27 protein-coding genes are annotated in these 25658 nt (G+C 41.8%); 14 read left to right on the top strand and 13 right to left on the bottom strand.

What is annotated here, in order from left to right:
* Positions 1–19: 19 nt before the first annotated feature.
* Both sppA and H6A61_RS04440 read right to left on the bottom strand, forming a co-directional pair.
* The gene (sppA, locus tag H6A61_RS04445) at positions 20–1783 is read right to left on the bottom strand and encodes a signal peptide peptidase SppA (protein WP_204391393.1); all 1764 of its coding nucleotides are present in this window, start codon (positions 1781–1783) and stop codon (positions 20–22) included.
* Positions 1784–1792: 9 nt separating this feature from the next.
* Positions 1793–2206: a hypothetical protein gene (locus H6A61_RS04440; RefSeq protein WP_204391391.1), complete on the bottom strand. Its 414-nt coding sequence runs from the start codon at positions 2204–2206 to the stop codon at positions 1793–1795.
* A 302-nt stretch (positions 2207–2508) separates the two neighbouring features.
* Between H6A61_RS04440 and topA the strand changes: the two genes are divergently transcribed.
* The 5 genes from topA to H6A61_RS04415 all read left to right on the top strand — a co-directional run bounded on the left by topA (position 2509) and on the right by H6A61_RS04415 (position 9146).
* Complete coding sequence (gene topA / locus H6A61_RS04435) at positions 2509–4827, top strand: type I DNA topoisomerase (RefSeq protein WP_204391389.1); 2319 nt, start codon at positions 2509–2511, stop codon at positions 4825–4827.
* Between the two features lie 93 nt (positions 4828–4920).
* Positions 4921–5454, top strand: coding sequence for a shikimate kinase (locus H6A61_RS04430; protein WP_204391387.1), 534 nt, complete (start codon positions 4921–4923; stop codon positions 5452–5454).
* Between the two features lie 60 nt (positions 5455–5514).
* Positions 5515–7407, top strand: coding sequence for a biosynthetic arginine decarboxylase (speA, locus tag H6A61_RS04425; protein WP_204391385.1), 1893 nt, complete (start codon positions 5515–5517; stop codon positions 7405–7407).
* 109 nt (positions 7408–7516) lie between these two features.
* Positions 7517–8293 (top strand): acetylglutamate kinase, encoded by a 777-nt coding sequence (gene argB, locus H6A61_RS04420; RefSeq protein WP_204391377.1) that lies wholly within the window; start codon positions 7517–7519, stop codon positions 8291–8293.
* A 142-nt stretch (positions 8294–8435) separates the two neighbouring features.
* The gene (locus H6A61_RS04415) at positions 8436–9146 is read left to right on the top strand and encodes a YgjP-like metallopeptidase domain-containing protein (RefSeq protein WP_204391375.1); all 711 of its coding nucleotides are present in this window, start codon (positions 8436–8438) and stop codon (positions 9144–9146) included.
* On the opposite strand, the gene H6A61_RS04410 is transcribed toward H6A61_RS04415, so the two are convergent.
* From H6A61_RS04410 to H6A61_RS04380, 7 genes are all read right to left on the bottom strand, one after another.
* Positions 9127–10485: an MATE family efflux transporter gene (locus H6A61_RS04410; protein WP_204391373.1), complete on the bottom strand. Its 1359-nt coding sequence runs from the start codon at positions 10483–10485 to the stop codon at positions 9127–9129. The two genes, H6A61_RS04415 and H6A61_RS04410, sit on opposite strands and share 20 nt — an antisense overlap.
* Positions 10486–10560: 75 nt before the next feature.
* Positions 10561–11337, bottom strand: coding sequence for a pyrroline-5-carboxylate reductase (gene proC / locus H6A61_RS04405; protein ID WP_204391371.1), 777 nt, complete (start codon positions 11335–11337; stop codon positions 10561–10563).
* Between the two features lie 12 nt (positions 11338–11349).
* Complete coding sequence (locus tag H6A61_RS04400) at positions 11350–12474, bottom strand: aspartate aminotransferase family protein (protein WP_204391369.1); 1125 nt, start codon at positions 12472–12474, stop codon at positions 11350–11352.
* Between the two features lie 162 nt (positions 12475–12636).
* The gene (gene argC, locus H6A61_RS04395) at positions 12637–13605 is read right to left on the bottom strand and encodes an N-acetyl-gamma-glutamyl-phosphate reductase (protein WP_204391367.1); all 969 of its coding nucleotides are present in this window, start codon (positions 13603–13605) and stop codon (positions 12637–12639) included.
* Complete coding sequence (locus H6A61_RS04390) at positions 13602–14807, bottom strand: argininosuccinate synthase (protein ID WP_154044927.1); 1206 nt, start codon at positions 14805–14807, stop codon at positions 13602–13604. The genes argC and H6A61_RS04390 overlap by 4 nt, the downstream gene beginning before the upstream one ends.
* Positions 14808–14837: 30 nt before the next feature.
* Positions 14838–15407, bottom strand: a complete 570-nt coding sequence (locus H6A61_RS04385; RefSeq protein WP_204391365.1) for a GNAT family N-acetyltransferase — start codon at positions 15405–15407, stop codon at positions 14838–14840.
* 47 nt (positions 15408–15454) lie between these two features.
* Positions 15455–15931, bottom strand: coding sequence for an arginine repressor (locus H6A61_RS04380; protein WP_204391363.1), 477 nt, complete (start codon positions 15929–15931; stop codon positions 15455–15457).
* 178 nt (positions 15932–16109) lie between these two features.
* Between H6A61_RS04380 and H6A61_RS04375 the strand changes: the two genes are divergently transcribed.
* The 4 genes from H6A61_RS04375 (at position 16110) to H6A61_RS04360 (ending at position 18468) form a co-directional block, all read left to right on the top strand.
* Positions 16110–16841, top strand: coding sequence for a class I SAM-dependent methyltransferase (locus tag H6A61_RS04375; RefSeq protein ID WP_204391361.1), 732 nt, complete (start codon positions 16110–16112; stop codon positions 16839–16841).
* A gap of 129 nt (positions 16842–16970) precedes the next feature.
* Complete coding sequence (locus H6A61_RS04370; protein ID WP_154044923.1) at positions 16971–17195, top strand: helix-turn-helix transcriptional regulator; 225 nt, start codon at positions 16971–16973, stop codon at positions 17193–17195.
* On the top strand, positions 17195–17533 hold the full coding sequence (locus H6A61_RS04365; protein ID WP_204391358.1) for a HipA N-terminal domain-containing protein: 339 nt from the start codon (positions 17195–17197) through the stop codon (positions 17531–17533). The genes H6A61_RS04370 and H6A61_RS04365 overlap by 1 nt, the downstream gene beginning before the upstream one ends.
* Complete coding sequence (locus H6A61_RS04360; protein ID WP_204391356.1) at positions 17530–18468, top strand: HipA domain-containing protein; 939 nt, start codon at positions 17530–17532, stop codon at positions 18466–18468. Before H6A61_RS04365 ends, H6A61_RS04360 begins: the two co-directional genes overlap by 4 nt.
* Positions 18469–18471: 3 nt before the next feature.
* Here the strand turns inward: H6A61_RS04360 and H6A61_RS04355 are convergent, their stop codons facing one another.
* Positions 18472–19248 carry a Cof-type HAD-IIB family hydrolase gene (locus H6A61_RS04355; protein ID WP_204391354.1) on the bottom strand — a complete coding sequence of 259 codons (777 nt, stop codon included), beginning with the start codon at positions 19246–19248 and terminating at the stop codon, positions 18472–18474.
* Between the two features lie 357 nt (positions 19249–19605).
* Between H6A61_RS04355 and H6A61_RS04350 the strand changes: the two genes are divergently transcribed.
* The 5 genes from H6A61_RS04350 to H6A61_RS04330 all read left to right on the top strand — a co-directional run bounded on the left by H6A61_RS04350 (position 19606) and on the right by H6A61_RS04330 (position 24025).
* The gene (locus H6A61_RS04350; RefSeq protein WP_204391352.1) at positions 19606–20232 is read left to right on the top strand and encodes a hypothetical protein; all 627 of its coding nucleotides are present in this window, start codon (positions 19606–19608) and stop codon (positions 20230–20232) included.
* Entirely contained in the window at positions 20217–20501 is a 285-nt protein-coding gene (locus H6A61_RS04345; RefSeq protein ID WP_204391351.1) for a winged helix-turn-helix domain-containing protein, read from the top strand. The genes H6A61_RS04350 and H6A61_RS04345 overlap by 16 nt, the downstream gene beginning before the upstream one ends.
* A gap of 162 nt (positions 20502–20663) precedes the next feature.
* A complete protein-coding gene (gene proB / locus H6A61_RS04340; protein WP_204391349.1) occupies positions 20664–21746 on the top strand; it encodes a glutamate 5-kinase in 1083 nt (360 codons plus the stop codon).
* A 52-nt stretch (positions 21747–21798) separates the two neighbouring features.
* A complete protein-coding gene (locus H6A61_RS04335) occupies positions 21799–22356 on the top strand; it encodes a helix-turn-helix domain-containing protein (RefSeq protein ID WP_204391347.1) in 558 nt (185 codons plus the stop codon).
* A gap of 13 nt (positions 22357–22369) precedes the next feature.
* A complete protein-coding gene (locus H6A61_RS04330) occupies positions 22370–24025 on the top strand; it encodes an AMP-binding protein (protein ID WP_204391345.1) in 1656 nt (551 codons plus the stop codon).
* A 126-nt stretch (positions 24026–24151) separates the two neighbouring features.
* Here H6A61_RS04330 and H6A61_RS04325 read toward each other — a convergent pair whose 3' ends face one another.
* From H6A61_RS04325 to H6A61_RS04315, 3 genes are read right to left on the bottom strand one after another with little or no spacing between them, the layout of a single operon-like run.
* Positions 24152–24376: an immunity 17 family protein gene (locus H6A61_RS04325; RefSeq protein WP_154044916.1), complete on the bottom strand. Its 225-nt coding sequence runs from the start codon at positions 24374–24376 to the stop codon at positions 24152–24154.
* A gap of 2 nt (positions 24377–24378) precedes the next feature.
* Positions 24379–24801 (bottom strand): tRNA (adenosine(37)-N6)-threonylcarbamoyltransferase complex ATPase subunit type 1 TsaE, encoded by a 423-nt coding sequence (gene tsaE / locus H6A61_RS04320; RefSeq protein WP_204391343.1) that lies wholly within the window; start codon positions 24799–24801, stop codon positions 24379–24381.
* Between the two features lie 40 nt (positions 24802–24841).
* Positions 24842–25651: a metal ABC transporter permease gene (locus tag H6A61_RS04315; RefSeq protein ID WP_204391333.1), complete on the bottom strand. Its 810-nt coding sequence runs from the start codon at positions 25649–25651 to the stop codon at positions 24842–24844.
* Positions 25652–25658: the final 7 nt, after the last annotated feature.

The raw sequence follows: 25658 nt of genomic DNA, 5'->3' as shown, positions 1-25658 counted from the left end.
GTGTGGTTGGGTTATACATTTAGTTTATTGATACGTCGAAAGGCATTCTTGCCTGTATGCGGTCAGCCTTGTCAAGGTTCTTTATCATCATGAATCCGTTGTAGAATTCTCCGAACGAATCTTCCAACTTGCTGCTGATATATCTTTCTGGCTTGGCGTTGCTGATGAGGCTTGTGATGAAATCCACTTTCTTAGGATAAGAAGCCACCTTATAGTCTCTTATACCGCAAAGCTCAGAAGCCTTCTTGATAGCACATTCAAGATTTCCCAATTCATCAACAAGTTTCAGTTCTTTAGCCATTTCACCAGACCATACACGTCCTTCTGCAATCATTTTCAGACTGTCGATAGGCATATTTCTGCCTTCGGCGCATCTCTTGGTGAATAGTTCGTAACCGCTGTTTACCATACCCTGTATCAGTGCACCTTCTTCGGTGTTGAACGGACGGCTCATATCGCCCATATCAGCAAGCTTGTTGGTTTTTACGCCATCGAAATGTACTCCGAGTTTCTTTGTGATAAGTTCCGATGCATCAGGAATCATTCCGAATATACCGATAGAACCGGTAAGAGTAGTTGGCTGAGCCACAATCCAGTCGGCTGCACAAGAGATATAGTAACCGCCTGAAGCAGCATAGTCACCCATAGAAACTACTACCAGTTTCTTTTCTTTCAGCAGTGACACTTCTCGCCAAATCTGTTCAGAACCGTATGCGCTACCACCCGGTGAGTTCACTCTGAGGACTACGGCCTTAACATTGTCGTCATTTCTCAGGTCACGCAGATGTTTTGTCACTTTTTCAGATACGATACCTTCATTATATGGGTCAGCAGCATTGTCTATCTCTCCGAAAGCATAATATACAGCTATTACGTCACGGCTCTTCGCTGTCGAAGGTACTGCCAGGTTCTTCATGTCGTCCAGAGTCAGAGTGTTCAGAGTTGATTTTTCGCTGATATTTGTCAGTTTCTTCAGATACGACAATACCTCATCCTTATACATCAGCTGGTCCGCCAGTCCGTTTTCAACGTATGCTTCAGCAGGCTGGAAATCCATACATTTGTCGGCCATTTCATTCAGCTTTTCTACTGAGATGTTTCTAGATTCTGATACTTCGCTCACAATCTCATTCCATATTGATTGAGTGAAAGCAAGAGTCTGTTCTCTGTTTGCAGGGCTCATTTCTGTAGCGATGAACGGTTCTACAGCCGATTTGTATGTACCTACTCTGAATATCTGCATTTTTACTCCCACCTTGGCAAGCAGGTCTTTCAGGAACATAGTCTGTGCAGAAAGACCGTGCCATGAAATACTACCTGAAGGATTAAGGAAAACCTTGTCGGCTACAGTAGAAACATAGTATGCTCCCTGAGTATAGGCGCCCGAGTAAGCAACTACAAATTTGCCTGATTCTTTAAAGTTGGCTATTGCAGTTCTGATGTCCTGGAGCGATGCTGTGGAACAGGCGAAAGCTTCGGCATTGATAAGCATACCTTTAATCTTTGGATCGTTTTTAGCTTTCTCTATTGATGCAAGGATGTCTTCAAGTCCTCTTGTGGTTATTTCTTCACCCAAAAGCTGTTCGAATGGGTTATCTTCATATCTCTCCACTACGCTACCCTTAAGGTCAAGCACGAAAACTGAATTTTCCTTCACTACAGTTGCCACCTCAGTAGTAGCCACCATTCCGCCTATAACTGATATACCAATTATGAGCAATACGAAACCGGCAATCACCATTCCGATGATTGAGGCAAATGTCATTTTCAAAAAGTCTTTCATATCAATAAATTATTTGGATTGTTCGTTACCCTCGTACAGAAAGAATATCTGTCCATTCTTTTTCTCTACAGTGACCTTACCTCCCTCTTTGCTGAGGTTGAAAGGAGTCATGATGTCTGTTTTTGCATCTACCACCATAAGTACGTTTTCATCTGCAAATCTGTTTACCTGGAATGTGATGTCGGCATTATTCATTGTACGTGCCATTATCAGGCTGTCATTGATGAATATGTTCAGTGAATCACCGGCAAATGATTTTGTCAGGCATACTTCGTAGATGTCTTTGTATGTTTGCTCAATGGCAACTTTCTTTTGAGAACGAAAACCGAGATAAAGGAACAGGCATACGATGAAGAATACTCCGAAAGCAAGGAGACCGTTGCCTATCATGAACTGTTTGTTACTTTCTATACTTTTACTCATATAAATGTTATGTATTTTCTATTATACAAAAGTAGTAAAAAAACTTTGTTACACAATTACGTTTTGTTTCATTGTTATTTAAAATTATCATCTTTGTGTAATAGTAAAGGTGTAATAAAACAACAGGAGAAAAGATATAACATTGATATATGTTTTTGCGTGGAAACTAGTAAAGAAAATATACGATATCGCATTTAATTCGGTAAAAAAATAAGAAAAATCATCTTTTAATACCTTATTATATAATATTCCCTCAATTTTTTTTCTACATTTGTTCCCATAATTAATTTCATCCTGAAAATATGCAGAATAATCTGGTTATAGTAGAGTCTCCCGCTAAGGCCCGTACCATAGAAAAATTTCTGGGCAGCGGATATAAGGTGATGTCCAGTTACGGACATATACGCGACTTGAAGAAGAAATCGTTCAGTGTGGACGTCGAACATGGGTTCGCACCTATATATGAAGTGCCTGCCGATAAGAAAAAGCTCGTGGCACAATTAAAGGCAGAAGCCGACAGTGCTGACATTGTATGGCTGGCAAGTGATGAGGACCGTGAAGGAGAAGCCATAGCATGGCATCTGCAGGAAGTCTTGAAACTAAAGCATGAAAACACACGTAGAATAGTATTTCACGAAATAACTCCAAATGCAATAAAGCATGCAATAGAGACGCCACGAGGTATTGACCTCAGTCTGGTGGATGCACAGCAGGCACGTCGTGTACTTGACAGAATAGTAGGTTTTGAACTTTCTCCGGTATTGTGGAAAAAGATTAAACCGTCGCTCTCGGCAGGAAGAGTGCAGAGTGTTGCGGTAAGACTTATAGTGGAACGTGAACGCGAAATCAATGCATTCAGTCCGAAACCGGCATTTAGGGTGATTGCTGTGCTGACTGATGCTGATGGAGCTGAAATAAGGGCAGAACTGTCCGTACGTCCGGAAACTGAAGAAGAGGCACGTCGCATACTTGAACAATGTGCAAGTGCGGATTTTGTGGTGGAAGATATCAATACCCGTCCGGTGAAACGTAGTCCGGCACCTCCTTTTACTACTTCTACACTTCAGCAGGAAGCTGCCAGAAAGTTGGGCTACAGTGTTGGACAGACTATGATGCTGGCTCAGAAACTTTACGAAAACGGATATATCACATATATGCGTACCGACTCCGTTAACCTTTCGGAATTGGCTCTTGGAGCATGTGCTAAAGTAATTACCGAAAAGGCAGGAGAAAAATATCTGCGTACGCGACAATATCATACTCACACCAAAGGAGCACAGGAAGCACACGAGGCCATCCGTCCTACATATATGGATAAGGAGAAAATTGATGCTACAGCTCAGGAACAGAGACTTTACGATCTTATACGCAAGCGTACTTTGGCTTCGCAGATGGCTGATGCCGAACTGATGAAGACTACTGCCGTTATTGCTGCCGAAGGTACAGACTATAAGTTCAATGCTGCCGGACTGGCTGTTACATTTGATGGTTTCATGCGTGTATATAGCGAAAGTCTTGACGATGATTCAGAACGCGAAGACGAAAGCCGTCTGTTGCCACCTATGAAGGCTGGACAGAAACTAGAGCGTAAAGATATACGTGCTACGGAGCGTTTCAGTCAGCCACCGGCAAGATATACAGAAGCCAGTCTGGTCAGAAAACTGGAGGAACTTGGTATAGGACGTCCTTCTACATATGCTCCTACAATATCTACAGTACAGCAGCGCGGATATGTGGAAAAAGGTAGCCGTGAAGGTGTGGAACGTGAATACAGATTGCTGACACTTGACAAGAAAGGCAATATCTCATGTGAGACCAAGACAGAAACAGCAGGTAGTGAAAAGCAGAAACTTATGCCTACGGATGTTGGTGTGGTAGTGACTGACTTCCTGATGGAATATTTCCCGGAAATTATGGATTATAACTTTACTTCCGGAGTGGAAAAGGAATTCGATGAAGTGGCTGCAGGCGAAAAATCATGGACAGACATGATAAGCCGTTTCTATACAGCATTCCATCCGCTGGTAGAAAAGACATCTGCTTCGAAGGCTGAACACAAGGTGGGCGAAAGACTGTTGGGCGAGGAACCTTCAACGGGAAGACCAGTATCTGTTAAAATAGGTCGTTTCGGTCCTGTGGTACAGATTGGTAGTGCCGATGATGAGGAAAAACCACGTTTTGCACAGTTGCGCCGTGAGCAGTCTATGGAGACTATCACTCTGGAAGAAGCTTTGGAACTGTTCCGTCTGCCACGTATGCTTGGCGAACACGAAGGAAAGCAGGTGAGTGTGGGAGCCGGAAAGTTCGGTCCGTATGTCAAGTATGACAATATATATGTGTCTGTACCTAAGGATAAGGATCCTTTGTCAATTACTTTGGAAGAAGCTGTACAGATGATAAAGGACAAACAGGATGCAGAAGCAAAGAAGGTAATAAAAGTATTTGCTGATTATCCTGACCTGCAGGTGTTGAACGGAAGATACGGACCTTACATTGCAAGTGAAGGAAAGAATTACAAGATACCTTCTGGTGTAGAGCCTGCCGACCTTACTGCAGAGGCTTGTTTCAAGGTGATTGAACTGCAGAAAACAAAGGCTGAGACACGAAAAAGAAAGAAATAAGTATAGTAAGAGTTGTTAGTTTTTAGTTCTGGTATTTTTCTAATAAAAAAGAACTAAAAACTAACAACCGATAACTAAAAACTAAAGAAATCAATGAGAATTTTCCTGACCGGATATATGGCATCGGGTAAGACTACTCTTGGTAAAGCTTATGCTAGGGCATGTGGTCTTAGTTTTATTGACCTGGATTGGTATATCGAGGAGCGTATGCATTCTACCATACGCGATATATTTGCAACCCGTGGGGAAGATGGTTTTCGTCAACTCGAGAGAAAGATGCTTCTAGAAGTCGCAGAATTCGAGAATGTGATAGTTGCATGTGGTGGAGGTACTCCGTGTTTTTTTGACAATATGGAGTTTATGAACAGCTGTGGGGTAACTGTCTTTTTGGATACGGCATCCGATGTACTGTTCAGAAGGTTGAAACAGGCAGCGGCCAACAGGCCTTTGGTGGCAGGAAAATCGGATGATGAGCTTAAACAGACAATTGCCGATGGACTGGAACACAGAATGCCTTTCTACTCGCAGGCTGCGATAAGGCTGGATGGAAGCAGACTTGAAAGCAGAAGTCAGATAGACGAAACAGTGGAAGAACTTAGAAAATTGATAATAAATATTGATAACTAATAATTGGGGGCGGTTTACAAACTCAGATACTTATTAACTCATAAATTCACAACTTACAAAATGCGAAAATGGCGTATTGAAGACTCGGAAGAGCTTTATAACATCACCGGATGGGGTGTTTCTTATTTTGGAATAAACGAGAAGGGACATGTGGTGGTTACTCCGCGAAAGGACGGAGTGGCTGTGGATCTGAAGGAATTGGTGGACGAACTTCAGCTTAGGGATGTCACAGCTCCTATGCTGGTGCGCTTCCCGGATATCCTGGACAACCGAATTGAGAAAATTTCGAATTGTTTTGTAGAGGCATCGAAGGAGTATGGCTACAATGCTCAAAACTTCATCATCTATCCCATCAAGGTGAATCAGATGCGTCCTGTGGTGGAGGAAATAATCAGCCACGGAAAGAAATTCAATCTAGGACTGGAAGCCGGTTCAAAACCTGAACTGCATGCCGTGATAGCCATCAATACCGATTCTGATTCTCTTATAATCTGTAATGGATATAAGGATGAAAGCTACATCGAACTGGCTCTTCTGGCTCAGAAGATGGGTAAACGTATTTTCCTTGTAGTGGAGAAAATGAACGAACTGAGACTGATTGCCAAGATGGCAAAACAGCTTAATGTCCGTCCTAACATTGGTATCCGTATCAAGTTGGCTTCGTCTGGTAGTGGTAAATGGGAAGAAAGCGGTGGCGATGCAAGTAAGTTCGGACTGACTTCAAGCGAACTTCTTGAAGCACTCGACTTCATAGAAAAGAAGGATATGAAGGACTGTCTGAAGTTGATCCATTTCCATATCGGTAGCCAGGTGACAAAAATTCGCCGTATCAAGACTGCCCTCAGAGAGGCCTCACAGTTCTATGTGCAGCTACATCAGTTGGGATTCCCTGTAGAGTTTGTCGATATAGGCGGTGGTCTGGGAGTAGATTACGACGGTACCCGTTCTCCTAACAGCGAAAGTAGTGTGAATTACTCTATTCAGGAATATGTGAACGACTCAATTTCTATAATGGTGGATGCCAGCAACAAGAACGGTATCCCTCATCCTAATATTATTACAGAGAGTGGACGTTCGCTTACTGCCCATCATTCTGTATTGATTTTCGAAGTGCTCGAAACAGCTTCATTACCTGCTATGGATGATGATTTTGAGGTGTCACCGGATGATCATGAACTAGTGCAGGAACTTTACGAAATCTGGGATAATCTGAACCAAAGCCGTATGCTGGAGGCTTGGCATGATGCTCAGCAGATTCGCGAGGAAACTCTTGACCTGTTCAGCCATGGTATCGTAGATTTGAAGACAAGAGCGCAGATTGAGAAACTTTACTGGTCTGTCACACGTGAAATAACCCAGATAGCTTCAGGATTGAAGCATGTACCTGAAGAATTCAGAAATATAGACAAATTGCTTGCCGACAAGTATTTCTGTAATTTCTCTCTTTTCCAGTCTTTGCCTGACTCTTGGGCTATCGACCAGATTTTCCCTATCATGCCTATACAGCGTCTTGATGAGAAACCTGACCGTACAGCTACTCTGCAGGATATCACTTGTGACTCTGATGGTAAGATTGCCAACTTCGTTTCTTCAAGGAGTGTATCCCATGATTTGCCTGTTCATACTCTTAAAGGCAAGGATTCGTATTATATCGGTGTATTCCTTGTAGGTGCTTATCAGGAAATCCTTGGCGATATGCACAATCTGTTCGGTGATACAAATGCGGTTCACGTAACTGTAAACGAGAAGGGTTACAGCATCGACCAGGTGATAGACGGTGAGACTGTAGCGGAAGTGCTCGACTATGTACAGTACAATCCTAAGAAACTTGTGCGTACGCTGGAAACTTGGGTTACCAAGTCTGTGAAAGAAGGACGTATCTCGCTCGAAGAAGGAAAGGAATTCCTCTCTAACTATCGTTCTGGACTTTATGGATATACTTATCTTGAGTAATTTTGTTAGAAGTTAACAAGGCTTCAGTTACAAGTTGACAAGGTTCTCCATCCGGATGGTAACCTTGTTAACTTGTCAACTTGTTAACTTGTAACCTAAAAAAACATTTATGGAAAAACTTACTATTATAAAGGTGGGCGGAAAGATTGTAGAGGAATCTGATACGCTTGCACGCCTGCTTGACGATTTCGCTTCAATACCAGGATATAAACTGCTGGTGCATGGCGGTGGACGTTCTGCCACTAAGGTTGCTGCACAGTTGGGAATAGAAAGCACTATGGTGAACGGTCGCCGTGTAACCGATGCTGAGACTTTGAAAGTCGTTACTATGGTTTATGGCGGTTTGGTGAACAAGAATATAGTAGCCGGATTACAGGCTAGAGGTGTGAATGCCATCGGTCTGACAGGTGCGGATATGAATGCCATTCTTTCTGTAAAACGTCCTGTCAAGGATGTGGACTATGGTTTTGTGGGCGATGTTAAGGAAGTGAACGGAAAGATGCTTTCTGCGCTTATTTCCCAGGGTATAGTTCCTGTAATGGCTCCGCTTACTCACGACGGCAAGGGAAATATCCTGAACACAAATGCAGATACCATAGCCGGAGAAACTGCAAAAGGTCTTTCTCCTTACTTCGATGTCACTTTGGTGTTCTGCTTCGAAAAGAAGGGTGTTCTTAGTGATGAAAACGATGATGACAGCGTAATACCTGTCATTACTCCTGAACTCTTCCGCAAATATACTGAAGAGGGTGTAATCCAGGGAGGTATGATTCCAAAGCTGGAGAACTCTTTCTCTGCTATCGACAATGGTGTGAAGCAGGTAATAATAAAACAGGCATCGGATATAGGAGATGTTTCTGCAGGAACTGTTATCAGAAATGATTAATTATACTGGATATAGGGGTGGACTTTTGATTCCGCCCCTTTTCTTTAATGATTTTTACCAAAACTAAATGTGATAAAATTGACTTCATCAACCTTCACCCTTTAACTCTTAATTCTTTAATTTTTAATTCTTAATTCAAAACGTGGCAACAAAACGAATAATCCCTGATGATGATTTTGGTAAGATAGTGATAGGTACACGCATAAATGCCAGAAACATTTCCATACGCATAAAGAAAGATGGTCTTTATGTCACTGTTCCTCCGTTCACTAAGACAGAACGCATTATGCAGGTTATAGCCGATTACAGGCAGAAACTACTTGCCTCTTTCACCAAGGTATCCCCGAAGATGATAACAGACGGATTTTCGATTGATGCTCCATGTTTCAAGCTTACCGTTGGAGTGGGAGGGATGAAGTGTTTCTCTGTCCGTCGTGAGGAAGAGGGAGTTATGAAGATTCTATGTCCACAAAATGTGGATTTCAGTTCTTCGCAGACACAGAAATTACTTAATGCAGCCATTGTGCGAGCCATGAAGAAAAGTGCCGAAGAATTTTTGCCACCTTTGCTCGGATTTTGGGCTGAAAAGTACGGTATGTCATATCGTAAGGTGAGAATAACCGGAGCCAAATCGCGTTGGGGAAGCTGTACCTCGCGTGGAACTATCAGTCTTTCATGTTATCTGATGCTGTTACCTGTTCATCTGATGGATTATGTCATCTTGCACGAATTGGCACATACAAAAGAAATGAATCACGGGCCTGAATTCTGGAAACTGCTTGACAGTATGACTGAAGGTAATTCACATCAGCTCAGGGCACAACTCCGTAAATTCAAGACCGATTTCTTGTAAAGCTTTTCTTGGCCCATTTCATGCTGTTCCATCGTTTTACAAAAACTATGGCACGAATGTTCTCGTCGAATAGGAATGCTACCCACATTCCTACGAGTCCCCATCCCCAGTAAATACCGAGCATGTAGCTCAATCCTACAGAGACACTCCACTGTACGATGACACCAAGGTAGAACGGGAAGTTAACATCTCCTGCAGAACGAAGTGCATTTGTAGCATATATGTTTACGGTTCTACCTATTTCCACAAGTACGTCTATCATAAGAATAGTAACCCCCAGTTTGATTATTTCTTCGTTGTTTGTGAGCATGCTGAATATGGCATGACCGCATACAGCCCAGATACATGAAAGGATGAGAGATACCAGGATGGAAATACGCATTACAAACTTGCCTAACAAATATGCGGCACGTATCTTGTTTTGTCCCACAAGGTGTCCGATGCTGATTGCGCCACCCTGAGCCATTGCGATGGCAAACAGATAGACAAACATCACAATGTTTACGGTGTATGTACGTGTGGCAAGTGCATTGTTGCCCAATATATTTATCAGATAAGTGATTACAACCTGTGAGAAACTGTATGACATGTTTTCTCCGGCAGAAGGTATTCCTATTTTAAGCAGGTTTTTAAGCTCAATCCATGGGAATGGTCTGAACAGTTCAAGAGGAAATCGTGAAATATGTTTTCTGAAAAGAATCACGAACAATACTACCATACTTACACCTCTTGCTATGGATGTTGATATAGCGGCACCTTCGGCACCCATGGCAGGGAAACCGAATTTTCCGAATATGAGGATATAGTTTCCTATTATGTTCATTATATTCACCAGGACAGTGACAAGCATAGGGTAAATGGCCTTGTTGGCACTACGGAGTGATGCTGAAATGGTGAGTGATATTGCCTGGAAGAAAGCGAACGCTCCTACTATTTCCATATAGCCTATACCATATTGGAGAAGTTCGGGGCGAAGTCCCATCCAGTTTAACAGGGTTACAGCACCGAAATGCAATATAGCACTGACTATTAGTCCTACAACAAGGTTTAACAATAGTGATACTCCTACCACCTGTACCATTTTCTGTTGTAGTTTGGCTCCCAGATATTGAGAACAGAGTACTGATGTTCCGATGTTTATAACCTCGAATATGAGGAATGCGAACATTACTATTTGGTTTACCACTCCAACTGCAGCTACACTTTCGTCGGAATATTGGCTAAGCATCACTGTGTCGATAGCTCCCAGCATCATTATCAGGAGCGTTTCTATAAAAATAGGGACTACCAGTTTGGTAAGTCCCCTTTTAATATTAGTCTGTTGAATAACTTTGTCCACTTGGCTTTTGATTTTTCCGGCTGCAAAGTTACGTCATTATTCCAATATGGCGTATTGATATATGTCAAGTTATTTTCAGATGCAAGTTTCTTTTATTGCATTTATCACAGCCGATGTAAATCCGTCATGTTCCAGTCGGTTCAGCCCCTTGATGGTTATACCGCCAGGAGTGGTAACCTTTTCTATTTCAGTAGCCGGATGTGAGTCCTCATCATTAAGTAGAATCTGTGCGGCGCCAAGCATGGTCTGTGCAATCATTTTCTTTGCTTCCTTTGGCTTGAATCCAAGTTCGATACCTGCCTGCATGGCTGCCTGAACATATTTGAGAACGTATGCTATTCCGCACGATGTGAGCGAAGTGCCTGCCGGAAAAAGCTTTTCTTCTATCAGTATGGCAACTCCCATCTCATTGAACAGCTTGATCATCATGTCAGTCTGTTTTGTCGAAGCGTTTCTTGAAGCTATTAGTGTAAGACTTTCGTTTATGGCAATTGCAGTGTTAGGAATTACACGGAATATAGGCATCTCCGGATCAACAAAATGAGCCAGATCCTCGAAGGTAAGTCCTGCTGCAACTGATACCAGAATCTGTGGCTGTCGCAGACGTAGAGGCTTGAGCACCTCTTCCATCTTCCATGGTTTCACAGCAAGGATTACTATGTCAGCTCCGTCGGCCGCTTCCTTATTGTTGTTGGTTATGTTTATGTCAGGATATTCTTCTTTCAGTTTCTCAAGCTTTGCGTTGCTTGGATTTGAAACTGTTATGCTGCCTGCATCAATATACTGTCCGTGTGCCAGGCCGCGCGCAATGGCGCCACCCATGTTTCCTGCACCGATAATTGCTATTTTCATACTTTTCTGCCTTTATTTTACTACATTGTGAAGTCTTTCCAGGAATTCGTCAGCTTCTGCCATACTCAAGCAGAGAGGAGGCAACAGACGGATGACATTTGTTCCGCTTACACCTGTAAATACTTTCTGTTCGAAAAGAAGTTTGCTGCGGATTTCCTTGATCGGTTCTTCAAACTCCAAACCAATCATAAGTCCCAGTCCGCGAAGTTCCTTTATTCCCTTGAAGGATTTGAGCTCTTCCATAAGGTGTGCACCTACTTTTGCAGCGTTTTCTATCAGGTTCTCTTCCTTCATCACGTCAAGTACAGCTATTGCGGCTGCACATCCCAGATGGTTTCCGCCGAATGTCGTACCAAGCTGTCCGTATACCGGAGTGAACTTAGGGCTGATAAGTACGGCTGCCATAGGGAATCCGTTTGCGATTCCTTTTGCTACAGTAATCATATCCGGCTTGATACCCATATACTGATGAGCAAAGAATTTACCGCTTCTTCCGTAGCCTGACTGTATTTCGTCAAGAATGAGTACAGTATTTGTCTCATCACATGCACGTCTAAGTTCTTTCATGAACTCTGTGTTTGGCACCTGGATACCGCCCACACCCTGTATACCTTCGATGATAACTGCGCATACATCACCTTTTGAAAGTTCTGCCTTTACAGCTTCAGTATCATTAAGAGGAAGATATGTTACATGTCCGTTGTCGTTTATCGGAGCTATGATTTTAGGATTGTTTGTCACTTCCACTGCCAGTGAAGTACGTCCGTGGAAAGCTTTTGCAAAAGAAATAACTCTGGTACGTCCGTTATAGAATGAAGCCAGTTTCAATGCATTTTCGTTGGCTTCGGCACCTGAGTTGATCAGGAACAGCTGATAATCATCGTAACCACACATAGCTCCAAGCTTTTCGGCAAGGTCTTTCTGCAGCGTATTGATTACCGAGTTTGAATAGAAGCCCAATTTTGCTACCTGATTGCTTACGGCTTCTACATAATGCGGATGGGCATGTCCTATTGATATTACTGCATGTCCTCCGTACAGGTCAAGATATTCATTTCCTTTCGCGTCCCATACGTGACAGCCTTTACCTTTCACAATGTTTACGTCGAAAAGGGGATATACGTCGAAGAGGGTCATAATCTAATTAAGAATTAATAATTAATAATTAAGAACTGAGAGTTGGCTATACCAATAAATAATTATTCTTTATATGATTAAGAATTAATAGTTGGTATTTTGAACTTGAAATATAGTTCGCTGTATCCAAATATTAATTCTTAATTTTAAATTATTCATTAACTAAAACGCACTTGGTTTCAGTCTCAGTCCTACTGTTTCCTCAAGGTTGAACATCAGGTTCATGTTATGAACGGCCTGACCGCTTGCACCTTTCAGCAGATTGTCGATACATGATATGATGAGCAGCTTATCGCCATGTTTCTCCAGATGGAGCAGACACTTGTTAGTGTTTACCACCTGTTTCAGATCGATATTTTTGTCTACAATATGTACGAAAGAATCTTCTTCATAATAATCTTCATACATCTTTTTGATTTCCTCAAGTTCTACTTTAGTCTTTACCACAATAGTAGCGAAGATTCCTCGTGCGAAGTCGCCACGGTAAGGAATGAAATCTATATCAGAATCGAAACTGTTCTGCAGCTGACACAGTGACTGCTTGATTTCAGGAACATGCTGATGCTGGAACGGCTTGTAGATGCTCATGTTGTTGTTACGCCAGCTGAAGTGGCTCGTAGCGCCAGGTTTTACTCCTGCTCCTGTACTTCCTGTGATGGCATTAACCATTACATCTCCGTTGAGCAGCAGGTTCTTGGCCAAAGGTAGAAGTCCCAACTGGATACAAGTGGCAAAGCATCCCGGATTGGCTACATGCTTGCTATGGCAGATAGCGCGTCTGTTCAGTTCCGGCAGTCCGTAGATGAAATCATGGTCGTCGCTCTTTATACGATAATCCATAGACAGGTCAATAATCTTCAAGTCTTCAGGTACGTTGTGGCTGTCCATGAACTTCTTTGTATCGCCGTGAGCTGTACAGAAGAAAAGAACGTCTATCTTGTCTAATGGGAGCTCGTCTGTAAATGTAAGTTCTGTTTCTCCGTACAGACCTTCGTGAACATCTGTAATCTTGTTTCCGGCGTTGCTCGAACTGTTGATAAATACTATCTCTACTTCAGGATGGTTGATAAGCAGACGAATAAGCTCGCCTGCCGTATATCCTGCACCACCTATAATTCCTACTTTTATCATACGTCCGCCTCGTCTTTATGGTTAGCATAATAGGCTCTGAGCGGAGTAGAAAGAACCTTGATGAATCCTTTTGCATCGTCGGCTGTCCAGCCTTTCTGCATTTCACCGTATTCACCGAACTTGTTCTTCACTAGGTCATCCTTAGAATCAACGCCTACAGTTGAGAAGCAGTAAGGACGCAATTCCAGAATAACAGTACCGTTTACGTTACGCTGGCTTTCTGTAAGCATAGCTTCGATGTCGCGCATAACAGGTTCCAGATACTGGCTTTCGTGAAGGAACATACCATACCAGTTGGCAACTTGATCCTTCCAGTACTGTTGCCATTTGCTCAAAGTATATTTTTCAAGGAACTTGTGTGCGCCGATGATAAGCATAGGAGCAGCAGCTTCGAATCCTACACGTCCCTTGATACCGATGATAGTATCTCCCACGTGCATATCACGACCGATACCGTAAGCAGCACCTATTTCTTCTATCTTCTGGATAGCCTTAATCTTGTCGTCAAATTTCTCGCCGTTTACAGCGCAGATTTCACCTTTCTTGAATTCAAGTCTAAGTTCTTCCGAACCTGTTTTCTTTACCTGCTTCAGATATGCACTTTCTGGCAATCCCTGAGTAGAGTCCAAAATTTCTCCACCGCAGATTGAAGTCCCCCATATACCTACATTGTAAGAGTATTTCAGTTTAGTGAAATCAGCTTCGAAACCATGTTCTTTCAAGTAGTTGATTTCGTATTCACGACTCAAAGCCATATCACGTGTAAGTGTGATGATTTCAACACCTGGAGCCATAACAAGGAAAGTCATATCGAAACGAACCTGGTCGTTACCTGCACCTGTAGAACCGTGTGCTATGGCGTGTGCACCGATTTCGTTTGCATAACGTGCAATGGCCAATGCCTGAAAAATACGTTCCGAACTTACAGATATAGGATAGGTTCCGTTACGGAGTACGTTTCCGAAAACCATATATTTCAGACTCTTTTCGTAGTATTCCTGAGTAACGTCAAGAGTAACATATTTTACAGCTCCTAGTTTATAAGCATTTTCTTCGTTCTGTTTCAATTGTTCCGGGCTGAAACCTCCGGTATTGGCACAAGCCGCATATACTTCGTATCCTTTTTCTTTTGCTAGATACATAACAGTGAATGATGTATCAAGACCGCCGCTGAATGCCACAACTACTTTTTTCTTTTCCATATATGTATGAGTTTTTGGGGTTCTTTAATTTTAGAAATTGTTTACTTTGTCATCCTGGTGTAAAGCAGGATCATACAACATAGCTGTACAGATACAGAATTTTCTGTTCTTAGCCATCAGAATTTCGTGGTTGATGCAACCTTCGCATCCTTTCCAGAAAGCTTCATCGTCAGTAAGTTCGTTGAATGTTACTGGAACATATCCAAGTTCTGTATTCATTTTCATTACTGCTGCTCCTGATGTAAGACTGAATATTTTTGCTTTAGGCCATCTTAGTCTTGCTAAAGTGAACGAAGCATGTTTGATCCTTTTTGCAAGTCCCAGTCCACGATATTTTGGATGAACAATAAGTCCCGATGTGGCAACATATTGCTTGTTTCCCCACGATTCGATATAGGTAAATCCTGCAAGATCATCTCCACACAGCGCTATAATAGCTTTACCTTCTTTCATTTTTGTAGCTACGTATTCATGAGTACGTTCGGCTATACCTGTTCCTCTTACTTTAGCAGCCTCTCTTATGGTGTCCAGTATATAATCCACATATTTTTCATGTGAAGCGTCAGCCACCATTACGTCTATTTGTTTTTCTTTTTCCATCGTTTTTTGTATGTTGTTTCCTTCAGCTTTTTTTATGTTCTATTGTTTCAGTTTATATTTGGAATTATCAGTCTAAGTGTGTCTGTCACATTCTGGCGTGAATAACCTTCTCTGATTACCAGCATTATGGTATCATCACCAGCAATGGTACCTATTATTTCGTTAAAGTTATGATCATCTATATCGTATGCCAGACTGCTGGCATATCCTGGTCTTGTTTTGATTACAGCTATGTTTCCTGAGAATTCTATTCCCATGAATCCGTTATGGCGCAACATCTCTGTAGCTCCAGGCGGATTGGTCATTCGCTTGTACATAGTATTGTTCGGAAGTACATACACATAGTTGCCGTTCATGCTGGCAGCTTTAGCCACTTTCAGTTGTTTCAAGTCCCTTGAAAGCGTGGCCTGTGTCAGGCTGAAACCCTCTTTAGTCAGTTCCTGAAGAAGTTCATCCTGGCTTCCGATTTCTTTTACGGAGATAATCATTTTAATGGCATCAAGCCTTGTACTCTTACTTTTCATTGTATAATTATTCTATATTGAGCGCAAATATACACCTATTTATTTGATTTCATGCATAAATACGAAGTTTTTTATATGTTTATTCGTAAAAAATGTGAAATTGGTGCATAAATAATCATCAGTACGGTATATGTATAACTTTTTTGTAACTTTGTGCATTGTAATATAAATAATGTATATGAACTACGGATTGCTTGAAACAGGCAAAGACCCAATGGGAAATGCCATTTATGATTACTTCTGTAAAGGTCAGGCCGGAAGGCTCAGAGTTTTCTCGCCACAGTTTGATGAGGATGAAATTCCTGTAGAGACTCTTTTCCGCGAATATGATGAAATGCCCGAGCTGGAGCGAAAGGCGTTGGATATGGCTACAGGCAAAATTCTTGATGTAGGTGCCGGAAGTGGTTGTCATTCTGTCGCTTTGCTAGATATGGGCAAGGATGTTGAGGCTATAGATATATCTCCTTTATCTGTAAAAGTGATGGAAGAGAGTGGGGTTAATGCCCGTCTGGTTAATCTTTTCGACCCGTCGTTTGTCGGTGGTTATGACACTATATTAATGTTAATGAACGGTTCCGGAATTATCGGTTCTTTGCAGAATATGGAGACATTCTTTACGCGTATGAAGGAGCTGTTGAAGCCGGGTGGATGTATCCTTATGGATTCGAGTGACCTGAAATATCTGTTCGAGGATGAGGACGGAAGTATGCTTATTGATCTGGCTGCCGATTATTATGGCGAGATAGAGTTCAGTATGCAGTATAAGCAGATAAAAGGCGAACAGTTCAAGTGGCTGTATTTTGATTACGAAACTCTGAATTTTTATGCATCTCAGTATGGTTTTAAGACCGAACTTGTATATAGCGGAGAGCATTACGACTATTTGGCAAAACTGACTATTGCGGTATAATTTTAATTGGCCCTTAATTTTAAGCTATACCCGTTTGGGTATAAAAAATAATTTTGGATACTGAATTATACCCTAAAAGGTATAATAAGTCGAATATATTATTATATTTGTACCCGAAAGGGTATAATTATGGAATACACAGTAATAGCAGATTTTGTAAAGGAGATGCGTCGCCAGTTCGGATTGACACAGGTCGATCTGGCTGATAAGTCCGGAGTAGGGTTGCGCTTTGTTCGTGATTTGGAGCAGGGCAAACAGACCTTGCGTATGGATAAGGTAAATCAGGTTCTCAGTCTTTTCGGTCGTCAGGTAGGTCCTGTTGAGCTGAGTCCAAAATCAAGGGAGGATAAGTAATGAAACGTGCAAAAGTATTTCTGCATGACCGCTTGGCAGGCAGACTGGTGGAAGACGAAAACGGATTCACCTTTACATACGACACAGATTATCTGAAGCTGCCGGATGCAGCCGCAGTCAGTCTGACACTTCCTCTTGGAGAGAAACCGTTTCACGATATGGTGCTGTTCCCGTTCTTTGACGGTATGATACCGGAAGGATGGTTGCTGGATATTGCCGAGAGAAGTTGGAAAATAAACCAGCGGGACCGTATGTCGCTTCTTTTGGCTTGCTGCAAGGATTGTATAGGAGCCGTAAGTGTTATACCCGACGACGAAATAGAGGAGGATAAATTATGAGCAGATGCCTGTATTGCTATAAGGAATTAGGAGAAGGCATGAAGGATTTTCATCCTGCATGTGCCAAGAAATTCTTCGGAACTCGTACCGCACCTGAGTTACCATACGTACGTGCCCAATTGGGAGATTTGGCTCGTCAGGTTGTACGTAGCCAGACTACGCTGACAGGTGTGCAGGCCAAGTTGTCGCTTGATATTAACCGGGGCGGACGCAATGAGCCTGACCGTTTTACAATAGTTGGTCTTTGGGGACGTTTCATCCTAAAACCTCAGACTCATTCATACCGTGCCTTGCCCGAACTGGAGGATGTTACCATGCATCTTGCCGAGGCTGTGAAAATCAATGTGGTTCCCCATAGTCTGATACGTTTCAGTGATGGTGAACTGTGTTATATTACCCGCCGTATAGACCGCCAGCCGGATGGTCGTAAGATAGCTATGGAAGATATGTGTCAATTATCCGAAAGACTTACCGAATATAAGTATAAGGGTTCATACGAACAGATTGCCAAACTTATCCGCCGTTACTCTTCTGCGCCGCAACTTGATGTTATAAATTTTTGGGAAGTCGTGGTCTTCTGTTGGATAACCGGCAATGCCGACATGCATCTCAAGAACTTTTCTCTTTATAATCAGATGGGCGGTTACACACTTACACCGGCATACGATATGCTTTCCACAAATCTTGTTATGCCTGAAGATACTGAGGAGCTTGCTCTTACCCTCAACGGAAAGAAAAGCCGTTTGCGTAAGGCTGACTTTTACAAGGCGATAACGGCATCGGGAGTTGACGAGAAAGTTATCGAGAATCTTTCCCGCCGCTTCAGCCGTGCATTGCCCAAGTGGTTCGAACTGATAGATAATTCTTTTTTGCCCGATGATATGAAAAAGCAGTATAAACAGCTTATCTTGCGCCGTGTGGTAATGCTGCGTTGAGTACTATAATATATTGAAATGTCTCAAAGCATTTATGATGCCGTTATCATCCACAGATGACGTGATATAGTCGGCTGCAGCTTTGACTTTGTCCGATGCATTGTCCATGGCAACCCCTATTCCGGCATGTTCAAGCATGTTGATATCGTTTCCGCCATCGCCGAAAGCCATTGTCTCTTCGAGCTTTATGCCGTAATGCTTTATTACTTCATCTATGCCGCGGCTCTTGCTTGTACCTTTATTTATGATGTCAGCAAATAGCGGGTGCCATCTCATTGTTTCGCAATGAGTAAGTATCTTGCCGAAGATTTCTTCATCGGCTTCAGTAGGGAAGTATCCCATAATCTGGAGAATATCTTTTCCGAGTGCTTCTTCTCCCGGTTTAACAGGAGGAATGGAAATCTCTATCAGTTTGGCTATGTCTTCCACCGCTTTATCCACTTTTGTGATAAACCATTGATTGTCGTGCACAAAGACGAACGGATAGTCGTGGTTTTTAGTATATTCCACAACTCTTTCTATATCTTCGGCAGGTATCAGTCCCTTGTATATATCCTTGTGGTCAGCTGTAAAGCAGTGGGCACCGTTCAGGGTTATATATCCGTCGAATTCAAGATCTTCAAGATTGTTTATAAGCAATTTCGGGCGTCCTGTAGCGATAAATACCTTTATACCTTTTTCTCTTAACTCTTTAAGTGCCTGTTTGGTTGATTCCGGTACTCTGTGTGTCTTGAACGAAACCAGTGTTCCGTCGATGTCGAAAAATATAGCTTTAATCATAAAAGTCCAATTGTAATTTAGTCAGGCAAAGTTATCAATAAAAACTGATATCAGAAAAAATGTAGGATGGTTATTGATTGACTGATGCTTTGTACGAGCTTTGTCTTAATAATACACGATATGATATTTCAATTGTTTAAAATGGTATTAGATATAAAAATAATTGCTTTTTTATTTGGTTTATAAAATAAACTGTTTTATATTTGCACTGTAAAGAAGACAAGTCTTCTTTTTTTTAATAAGTATATGGTTTATTTTATAAACTAATTTATGTATGAATAAACTGATAAACGGGAAATGAGCTTTTTGTACAAAAACGTCCATATAGAAGTGTAGAACATTAAAAAATTATTGTGTATGAAAGAAAATCTATTTTCGGAGAAAGACAGTTTGGAACTGATTTCCCAGATGTTAAAACAGACAAAGCAGAATATGGAAGTTGGAAGCGGCAATGTTTTCCTTTATTATGGTTATTCGGCTTTTATTATTTCAATTGTTGCTTTTGCTATGGTTTATTTCACTGCCAATCCGTTATGGGCAGCTTTATGGTTTCTGATGTTTGTTCCGGGTATAGTGATGAAGATCAAGGACAGAAAAGAGAAGCATCAGGTTGTGACGTATATGGATAAGGCGATAGCAAATACATGGTCTGTTATAGGCTCAATGTTCTTGTTGACTATTATTGCTATAGTTCTTTTCGGTTTTCATACAGGAGTATGCAGTTTTACTCTGATGCTTCCGTTGAGTCTGCTCTATGCAGGAATAGGAACATCCATTACAGGCGTCATAACCAACATGAAAGTTCTTGTCTATACACCGCTGTTGGCATTTTTTATCGGTTTGTACATGCTTGTAGTACTTGTTTCGGATGGCAATTCCACAGTATATTGGCATTTGTATTTCGGAATAGCTTTTCTATTTATGATGATTATACCTGGACATATTATTAACAGAAATTCCAGACAACAATGCTTAAAGAATTAAATCCTCTGATACATTCTCAGTTAAGGCTTGCGATAATGACTCTTTTACTGTCAGTTGATGAGGCTGATTTTAATTATTTGAAAGAGAAAACTAATGCTACTGCAGGTAATATCAGTGTGCAGCTTGATAAACTGAGCAGTGCAGGATATATTGAAGTGACGAAAGAGTTTATCGGAAAGAAGACAAGAACTTCATGCCGTATGACTGAAGCCGGAAGGAAGGCTTTCGAAGAATATGTGGCAGTATTAAAGACGTATATTGATTTATGATATGGTGAGGCAGTCCGGTGTCGCGCTGCCTTTCTGTTGGTAATATTCTTGTGAAAATTATGTCAATAAGTAATCTGAAATAAAAATACAGCATGATTTTGTAATTTGATGTCCGTAATTTCTTATATTTGCGTCATTAATAGATATGAAATCAAAAAATGTATGGAATGTAAATATAAAAGAATAGCGGTAAAAATTGGCAGCAATGTACTTACACGCAAGGATGGTACGCTCGATGTTACGCGAATGTCCGCATTGGTTGACCAGGTGGCAGAACTTCACAGGGCAGGAGTTGAAATAGTACTTGTATCATCTGGAGCAGTGGCTTCCGGACGCAGTGAGGTAAAGCCTTTGCGCAAGCTTGACAGTGTTGACAGCCGTCAGTTGTTTTCGGCAGTAGGGCAGGCCAAGCTGATAAACAGATATTACGAACTGTTTCGCGAACATGGAATTACGGTAGGTCAGGTGCTTACAACTAAGGAAAGTTTCTCCACAAGACGACATTATCTCAATCAGCGCAACTGTATGCAGGTTATGCTGGACAATGATGTTATTCCCATTGTGAATGAGAACGACACTATTTCTGTTACGGAACTTATGTTTACTGACAATGACGAACTCTCAGGACTGATTGCAGCCATGATGGATGTTCAGGCATTGGTTATTCTAAGCAATATTGACGGCATATACAATGGCGCTCCTTCTCAGCCGGGAGTGACTGTTATCAGAGAAGTGGAACAGGGTAAGGATCTGTCAGATTATATCAGTACCGAAAAATCAGGATTTGGCAGGGGAGGTATGCTGACTAAAAGCAGCATTGCCCGCAAGGTGGCAGACGAGGGGATTACAGTATTTATTGCCAATGGAAAGAAGGACAATATACTCGTTGATCTGATTTCCAATCCTGAAGAAACCGTATGCACGAAGTTTGTTCCTTCGGAGAACGGTGTGTCAAGTATCAAGAAATGGATTGCCCACAGCGACGGTTTTTCAAAGGGTAAGATTGTAGTCAATCATAAAGCTGCGGATAAACTGCGTGGTGACAAGGCGGTAAGTCTTCTTCCTGTAGGAGTGACAGATATAATAGGCGATTTTGAGAAGGATGATATTGTCACTATCGTAAATCCTGATGACGAGAAGATAGGTGTAGGTCGTGTAAGTATGTCATCAGCTGATGCAAAGGCTGTAATGGGTATTCACGGTAAACCTTATCTTGTACATTATGATTATTTATATTTAGAATAACTTTCATAATGACATACTTTTTATTATTTTTGTGGCAAATAACTTAAAGACTATGGATGAACAGATAAAACAAATAGCAATGCGCTTGCATGGATTGCGCGATGCTCTTGACCTGACAGTTGAGCAGGTAGCTGAAAAGATTGGAGTAACTCCAGAACAGTATGTCGCTATGGAAAGTGGTGAGACAGACCTCTCGGTAAGTACACTTCAGAAGATTTCGGCCGAGTTTGGAGTTTCATTGGATGAACTTATGTTTGGCGAAGAACCTCATATGCGCTCATATTTCCTTACACGCCGTGGAACAGGTATTTCAGTGGAAAGAACAAAGGCTTACAAGTACGAGTCATTGGCCTCAGGTTTCAAGAACAGAATTGCAGATCCGTTTATTGTAACGGTAGAACCTAAGCCTGAAACCACACCTATATATTATAACACTCATGCCGGACAGGAATTCAATATGGTGATTGAAGGACGTTTGTTGCTTGATATCAATGGCAAGGAGCTTATCCTCAATCCGGGCGACAGCTTGTATTTCGATTCCTCTCTTCCTCACGGAATGAAGGCACTCGACGGAAACAACGTTAGATTCTTAGCTATAGTAATGCAATAATCAGATACGAGATATGTTAGAGAGATTTGTAAAACAGACACATTTTACCTCACAGGAGGATTTTATAAAGAATTTCAGGATAGAAGTTCCTGAAAATTTCAATTTCGGCTACGATGTAGTGGATGCGTGGGCTGCCGAAGAGCCGGAAAAAGAAGCGATATTATGGACAAATGATAAAGGTGCATGCATTCATTTTTCATATGCCGACCTTAAGAAATATACTGATCAGACTGCATCTTACTTTCAGAGTCTCGGTATTGGTCATGGTGATAAGGTTATGCTTATCCTAAAGCGCCGTTATGAGTTCTGGTATTCCATTATTGCTCTTCACAAATTAGGTGCTGTTGTAATTCCTGCTACACACCTTCTTACCAAAAAAGATATTGTTTACCGCTGCAATGCTGCATCTATCAAGATGATTGTAATGGCGGGCGAAGAAGTGATTACAAAACATGTGATAGATGCAATGCCTGAGTCTCCTACAGTAGAGAAACTCGTTAGCATAGGTCCTGACATACCTGAAGGCTTCCTTGATTTTCATAAGGGAATAGATAATGCGGCTCCTTTTGTCCGTCCTGAGCATGTAAATACCAACGACGATATATCATTGATGTATTTCACATCCGGTACCACAGGCGAACCTAAGATGGTGGCACATGACTTCACTTATCCGTTGGGACACATCGTTACAGGAAGTTTCTGGCATAATCTTCATAAGGACAGTCTTCATCTTACTATTGCCGATACCGGATGGGGTAAGGCTGTTTGGGGAAAATTGTACGGACAGATGATAGCAGGTGCAACAGTCTTTGTATATGATCATGAGAAGTTCACTCCTGCAGATATTCTTCAGAAGATACACGACTATCATATCACATCTCTTTGTGCGCCTCCTACAATATATCGTTTCCTCATACGTGAAGATCTGTCCAAGTACGATCTTTCATCATTGGAATACTGTACTACTGCCGGTGAGGCTTTGAACTACTCAGTATATGAAACATTCCTCAAGATAACAGGAATACGCCTGATGGAAGGTTTCGGACAGACAGAAACAACATTGACACTTGCCACATTCCCATGGATGGAACCGAAACCGGGAAGTATGGGTGTGCCTAATCCACAGTATGAGATAGATCTTATCAAGCCAGACGGACGCAGTGCCGAAGATGGCGAGCAGGGACAGATTGTGGTACGTACAAATCATGGCAAGCCATTAGGATTGTTCAAGGAGTATTATCGTGCCCCTGAGCTTACACACGAGGCTTGGCATGACGGTGTTTATTATACTGGCGATGTGGCATGGCGCGATGAAGACGGTTATTACTGGTTTGTTGGCCGTGCTGATGATGTAATCAAGAGTTCCGGTTACCGTATAGGCCCGTTTGAAGTGGAAAGCGCGTTGATGACACACCCTGCTGTAGTTGAATGTGCCATTACAGGAGTTCCTGACGAAATCCGCGGACAGGTGGTCAAGGCTACAATTATCCTTGCAAAGGATTATAAGGATAAGGCAGGCGATGCGTTGATAAAGGAACTTCAGGATCACGTGAAGCGTGTTACCGCTCCATACAAATATCCTCGTGTGATAGAGTTTGTGGATGAACTCCCAAAGACTATCAGTGGAAAGATCCGTCGTGTGGAAATTCGTCAGAAAGATAATCAGTAACTGTAGATTAAAGTCCTGAATATAAATCTGAAACTTTTCTCGGAATACAATATTATTTTATGAAAAAACAGCCGGTTGGGATTTTTCCTGACCGGCTGTTTTTTGATTATGTAAAATAATAATTGTCTATTTGTAGGCTTCGCGTACGGACAGAAAGAAATATATCCCTGCCGCAATCATAGCCAAACCAAGTATTGCATAGAATATTCTGGATTTGTTTCTCCCAAGAGTTCTCACTATGAACTGTGAGTTCTGTGCTGTGAAGAACCATTCCCAGTTAAAGACTGATGCCATGAGAGACAAAATCCCTACCAGTACAAAAACCGATTGTATTATGTAGTGTGCAATCATCGTTATTCAGTTTCGAAACGTACGGTACGTGTTCCGTCTTCTGTCTCTTCTATATATACGTTTACGGTGTTACCCGGAAGCACGTCCTCTATCAGTTCAGGCCATTCTATGAAGCAGAGTGCGCCACTATAGAAATAATCTTCATATCCCATGTCGTAAACTTCTTCCAGCTTCTTGATTCTGTAGAAATCGAAGTGATAAATCAGTTCGCCTGCAGTTTCAGAACGGTATTCGTTTACGATAGCAAAAGTAGGTGAGTTTATAACATCTGTCACTCCAAGTTCTTCACACACAGCCTTGATGAATGTGGTTTTTCCTGCACCCATCTTGCCGTAGAAAGCAAAGACTGTATTGTCGCCCATTTCAGCGATGAATTGTTTCGCTGCTTCATGGATCTGTTCCAGTGAATTAATCTTTATTTCCATAATTATATGAGTTTGTTGAATCCTTTAATACTTAACTTCATTAACTTTTCCTTCTTATAATCTTCGCTATGGCATAAATCACTATAGAAGTAAATATGATTGATGCTCCTGAGGGTACTTGAAGCTGATATGACAGTATCAGACCACCCAGACAGCTTATGTAGCCTATCAGTATTGACAGCCAGATAATCTTCTTGAAACTGTATGTAAATAGATTTGCTGTCATTTGTGGCAGTGTAAGCAATGAGATGACAAGAACTATACCTATCATTCTTAGACAAGCCACTATGGTCAGTGCAATGAACATCATCAGCGTATATTCGAACAGTGTCACCGGCAGACGCTGTGAGCGTGCAAACTCCCTGTCGAATGCTATTGATACTATAGGTCTCAGGAATATTGCAAAGAATACGGCGAGTGCGAGACTTATTATGCCAAGCAGTATGATATCACCGGGAGTAATGGTCAGAATATTTCCAAAGAGGAATGAAGAAAGCTCAGGCGTAAATCCCGGAGCGAGAAAACTGAAGATAATTCCCACTGCCATACCGAAAGTCCAGAACACGGCAATGGCGGAGTCTTCCCGCATGTCGCTTCTCTTGCTTAGCCATTCCACTCCAAATGCCGACAACACAGAGAATATGGCAGCTGTAAGAAGCGGCGAAATACCTGTATATAGCCCTATTCCTATTCCTCCGAATGAAGCATGGGTTATGCCTCCGCTGATGAAGACCAGGCGTCTTGTCACGATGTATGTACCTATTATTCCACAGGCAATACTTGCAAAAAGACTTCCCAGCAGTGCATTCTGGAAAAATGTATATTGGAACAGTTCTATGAAATCGGTCATAATTAGT

The sequence above is a fragment of the Bacteroides caecigallinarum genome (assembly GCF_016901995.1).
Taxonomy (GTDB): domain Bacteria; phylum Bacteroidota; class Bacteroidia; order Bacteroidales; family Bacteroidaceae; genus Phocaeicola; species Phocaeicola cellulolyticus.
The sequence above is the reverse complement of the archived record's forward strand: the minus strand, read 5'-3'. Positions and strand labels throughout refer to the sequence as shown.

Excerpts from the sequence above, each read along its gene's own strand:
- H6A61_RS04370 (WP_154044923.1), top strand. The coding sequence starts at position 16,971 with ATGGAATACACAGTAATAGCAGATTTTGTAAAGGAGATGCGTCGCCAG.
- argB (WP_204391377.1), top strand. The coding sequence starts at position 7,517 with ATGGAAAAACTTACTATTATAAAGGTGGGCGGAAAGATTGTAGAGGAA.
- H6A61_RS04325 (WP_154044916.1), bottom strand. The coding sequence starts at position 24,376 with ATGATTGCACACTACATAATACAATCGGTTTTTGTACTGGTAGGGATT.
- H6A61_RS04315 (WP_204391333.1), bottom strand. The coding sequence starts at position 25,651 with ATGACCGATTTCATAGAACTGTTCCAATATACATTTTTCCAGAATGCA.
- H6A61_RS04430 (WP_204391387.1), top strand. The coding sequence starts at position 4,921 with ATGAGAATTTTCCTGACCGGATATATGGCATCGGGTAAGACTACTCTT.
- H6A61_RS04390 (WP_154044927.1), bottom strand. The coding sequence starts at position 14,807 with ATGGAAAAGAAAAAAGTAGTTGTGGCATTCAGCGGCGGTCTTGATACA.
- argC (WP_204391367.1), bottom strand. The coding sequence starts at position 13,605 with ATGATAAAAGTAGGAATTATAGGTGGTGCAGGATATACGGCAGGCGAG.
- H6A61_RS04365 (WP_204391358.1), top strand. The coding sequence starts at position 17,195 with ATGAAACGTGCAAAAGTATTTCTGCATGACCGCTTGGCAGGCAGACTG.
- topA (WP_204391389.1), top strand. The coding sequence starts at position 2,509 with ATGCAGAATAATCTGGTTATAGTAGAGTCTCCCGCTAAGGCCCGTACC.
- speA (WP_204391385.1), top strand. The coding sequence starts at position 5,515 with ATGCGAAAATGGCGTATTGAAGACTCGGAAGAGCTTTATAACATCACC.
- H6A61_RS04350 (WP_204391352.1), top strand. The coding sequence starts at position 19,606 with ATGAAAGAAAATCTATTTTCGGAGAAAGACAGTTTGGAACTGATTTCC.
- H6A61_RS04380 (WP_204391363.1), bottom strand. The coding sequence starts at position 15,931 with ATGAAAAGTAAGAGTACAAGGCTTGATGCCATTAAAATGATTATCTCC.
- H6A61_RS04345 (WP_204391351.1), top strand. The coding sequence starts at position 20,217 with ATGCTTAAAGAATTAAATCCTCTGATACATTCTCAGTTAAGGCTTGCG.
- proB (WP_204391349.1), top strand. The coding sequence starts at position 20,664 with ATGGAATGTAAATATAAAAGAATAGCGGTAAAAATTGGCAGCAATGTA.
- H6A61_RS04375 (WP_204391361.1), top strand. The coding sequence starts at position 16,110 with ATGAACTACGGATTGCTTGAAACAGGCAAAGACCCAATGGGAAATGCC.
- tsaE (WP_204391343.1), bottom strand. The coding sequence starts at position 24,801 with ATGGAAATAAAGATTAATTCACTGGAACAGATCCATGAAGCAGCGAAA.
- H6A61_RS04335 (WP_204391347.1), top strand. The coding sequence starts at position 21,799 with ATGGATGAACAGATAAAACAAATAGCAATGCGCTTGCATGGATTGCGC.
- H6A61_RS04385 (WP_204391365.1), bottom strand. The coding sequence starts at position 15,407 with ATGGAAAAAGAAAAACAAATAGACGTAATGGTGGCTGACGCTTCACAT.
- H6A61_RS04330 (WP_204391345.1), top strand. The coding sequence starts at position 22,370 with ATGTTAGAGAGATTTGTAAAACAGACACATTTTACCTCACAGGAGGAT.
- H6A61_RS04440 (WP_204391391.1), bottom strand. The coding sequence starts at position 2,206 with ATGAGTAAAAGTATAGAAAGTAACAAACAGTTCATGATAGGCAACGGT.
- H6A61_RS04360 (WP_204391356.1), top strand. The coding sequence starts at position 17,530 with ATGAGCAGATGCCTGTATTGCTATAAGGAATTAGGAGAAGGCATGAAG.
- H6A61_RS04355 (WP_204391354.1), bottom strand. The coding sequence starts at position 19,248 with ATGATTAAAGCTATATTTTTCGACATCGACGGAACACTGGTTTCGTTC.
- proC (WP_204391371.1), bottom strand. The coding sequence starts at position 11,337 with ATGAAAATAGCAATTATCGGTGCAGGAAACATGGGTGGCGCCATTGCG.
- sppA (WP_204391393.1), bottom strand. The coding sequence starts at position 1,783 with ATGAAAGACTTTTTGAAAATGACATTTGCCTCAATCATCGGAATGGTG.
- H6A61_RS04400 (WP_204391369.1), bottom strand. The coding sequence starts at position 12,474 with ATGACCCTCTTCGACGTATATCCCCTTTTCGACGTAAACATTGTGAAA.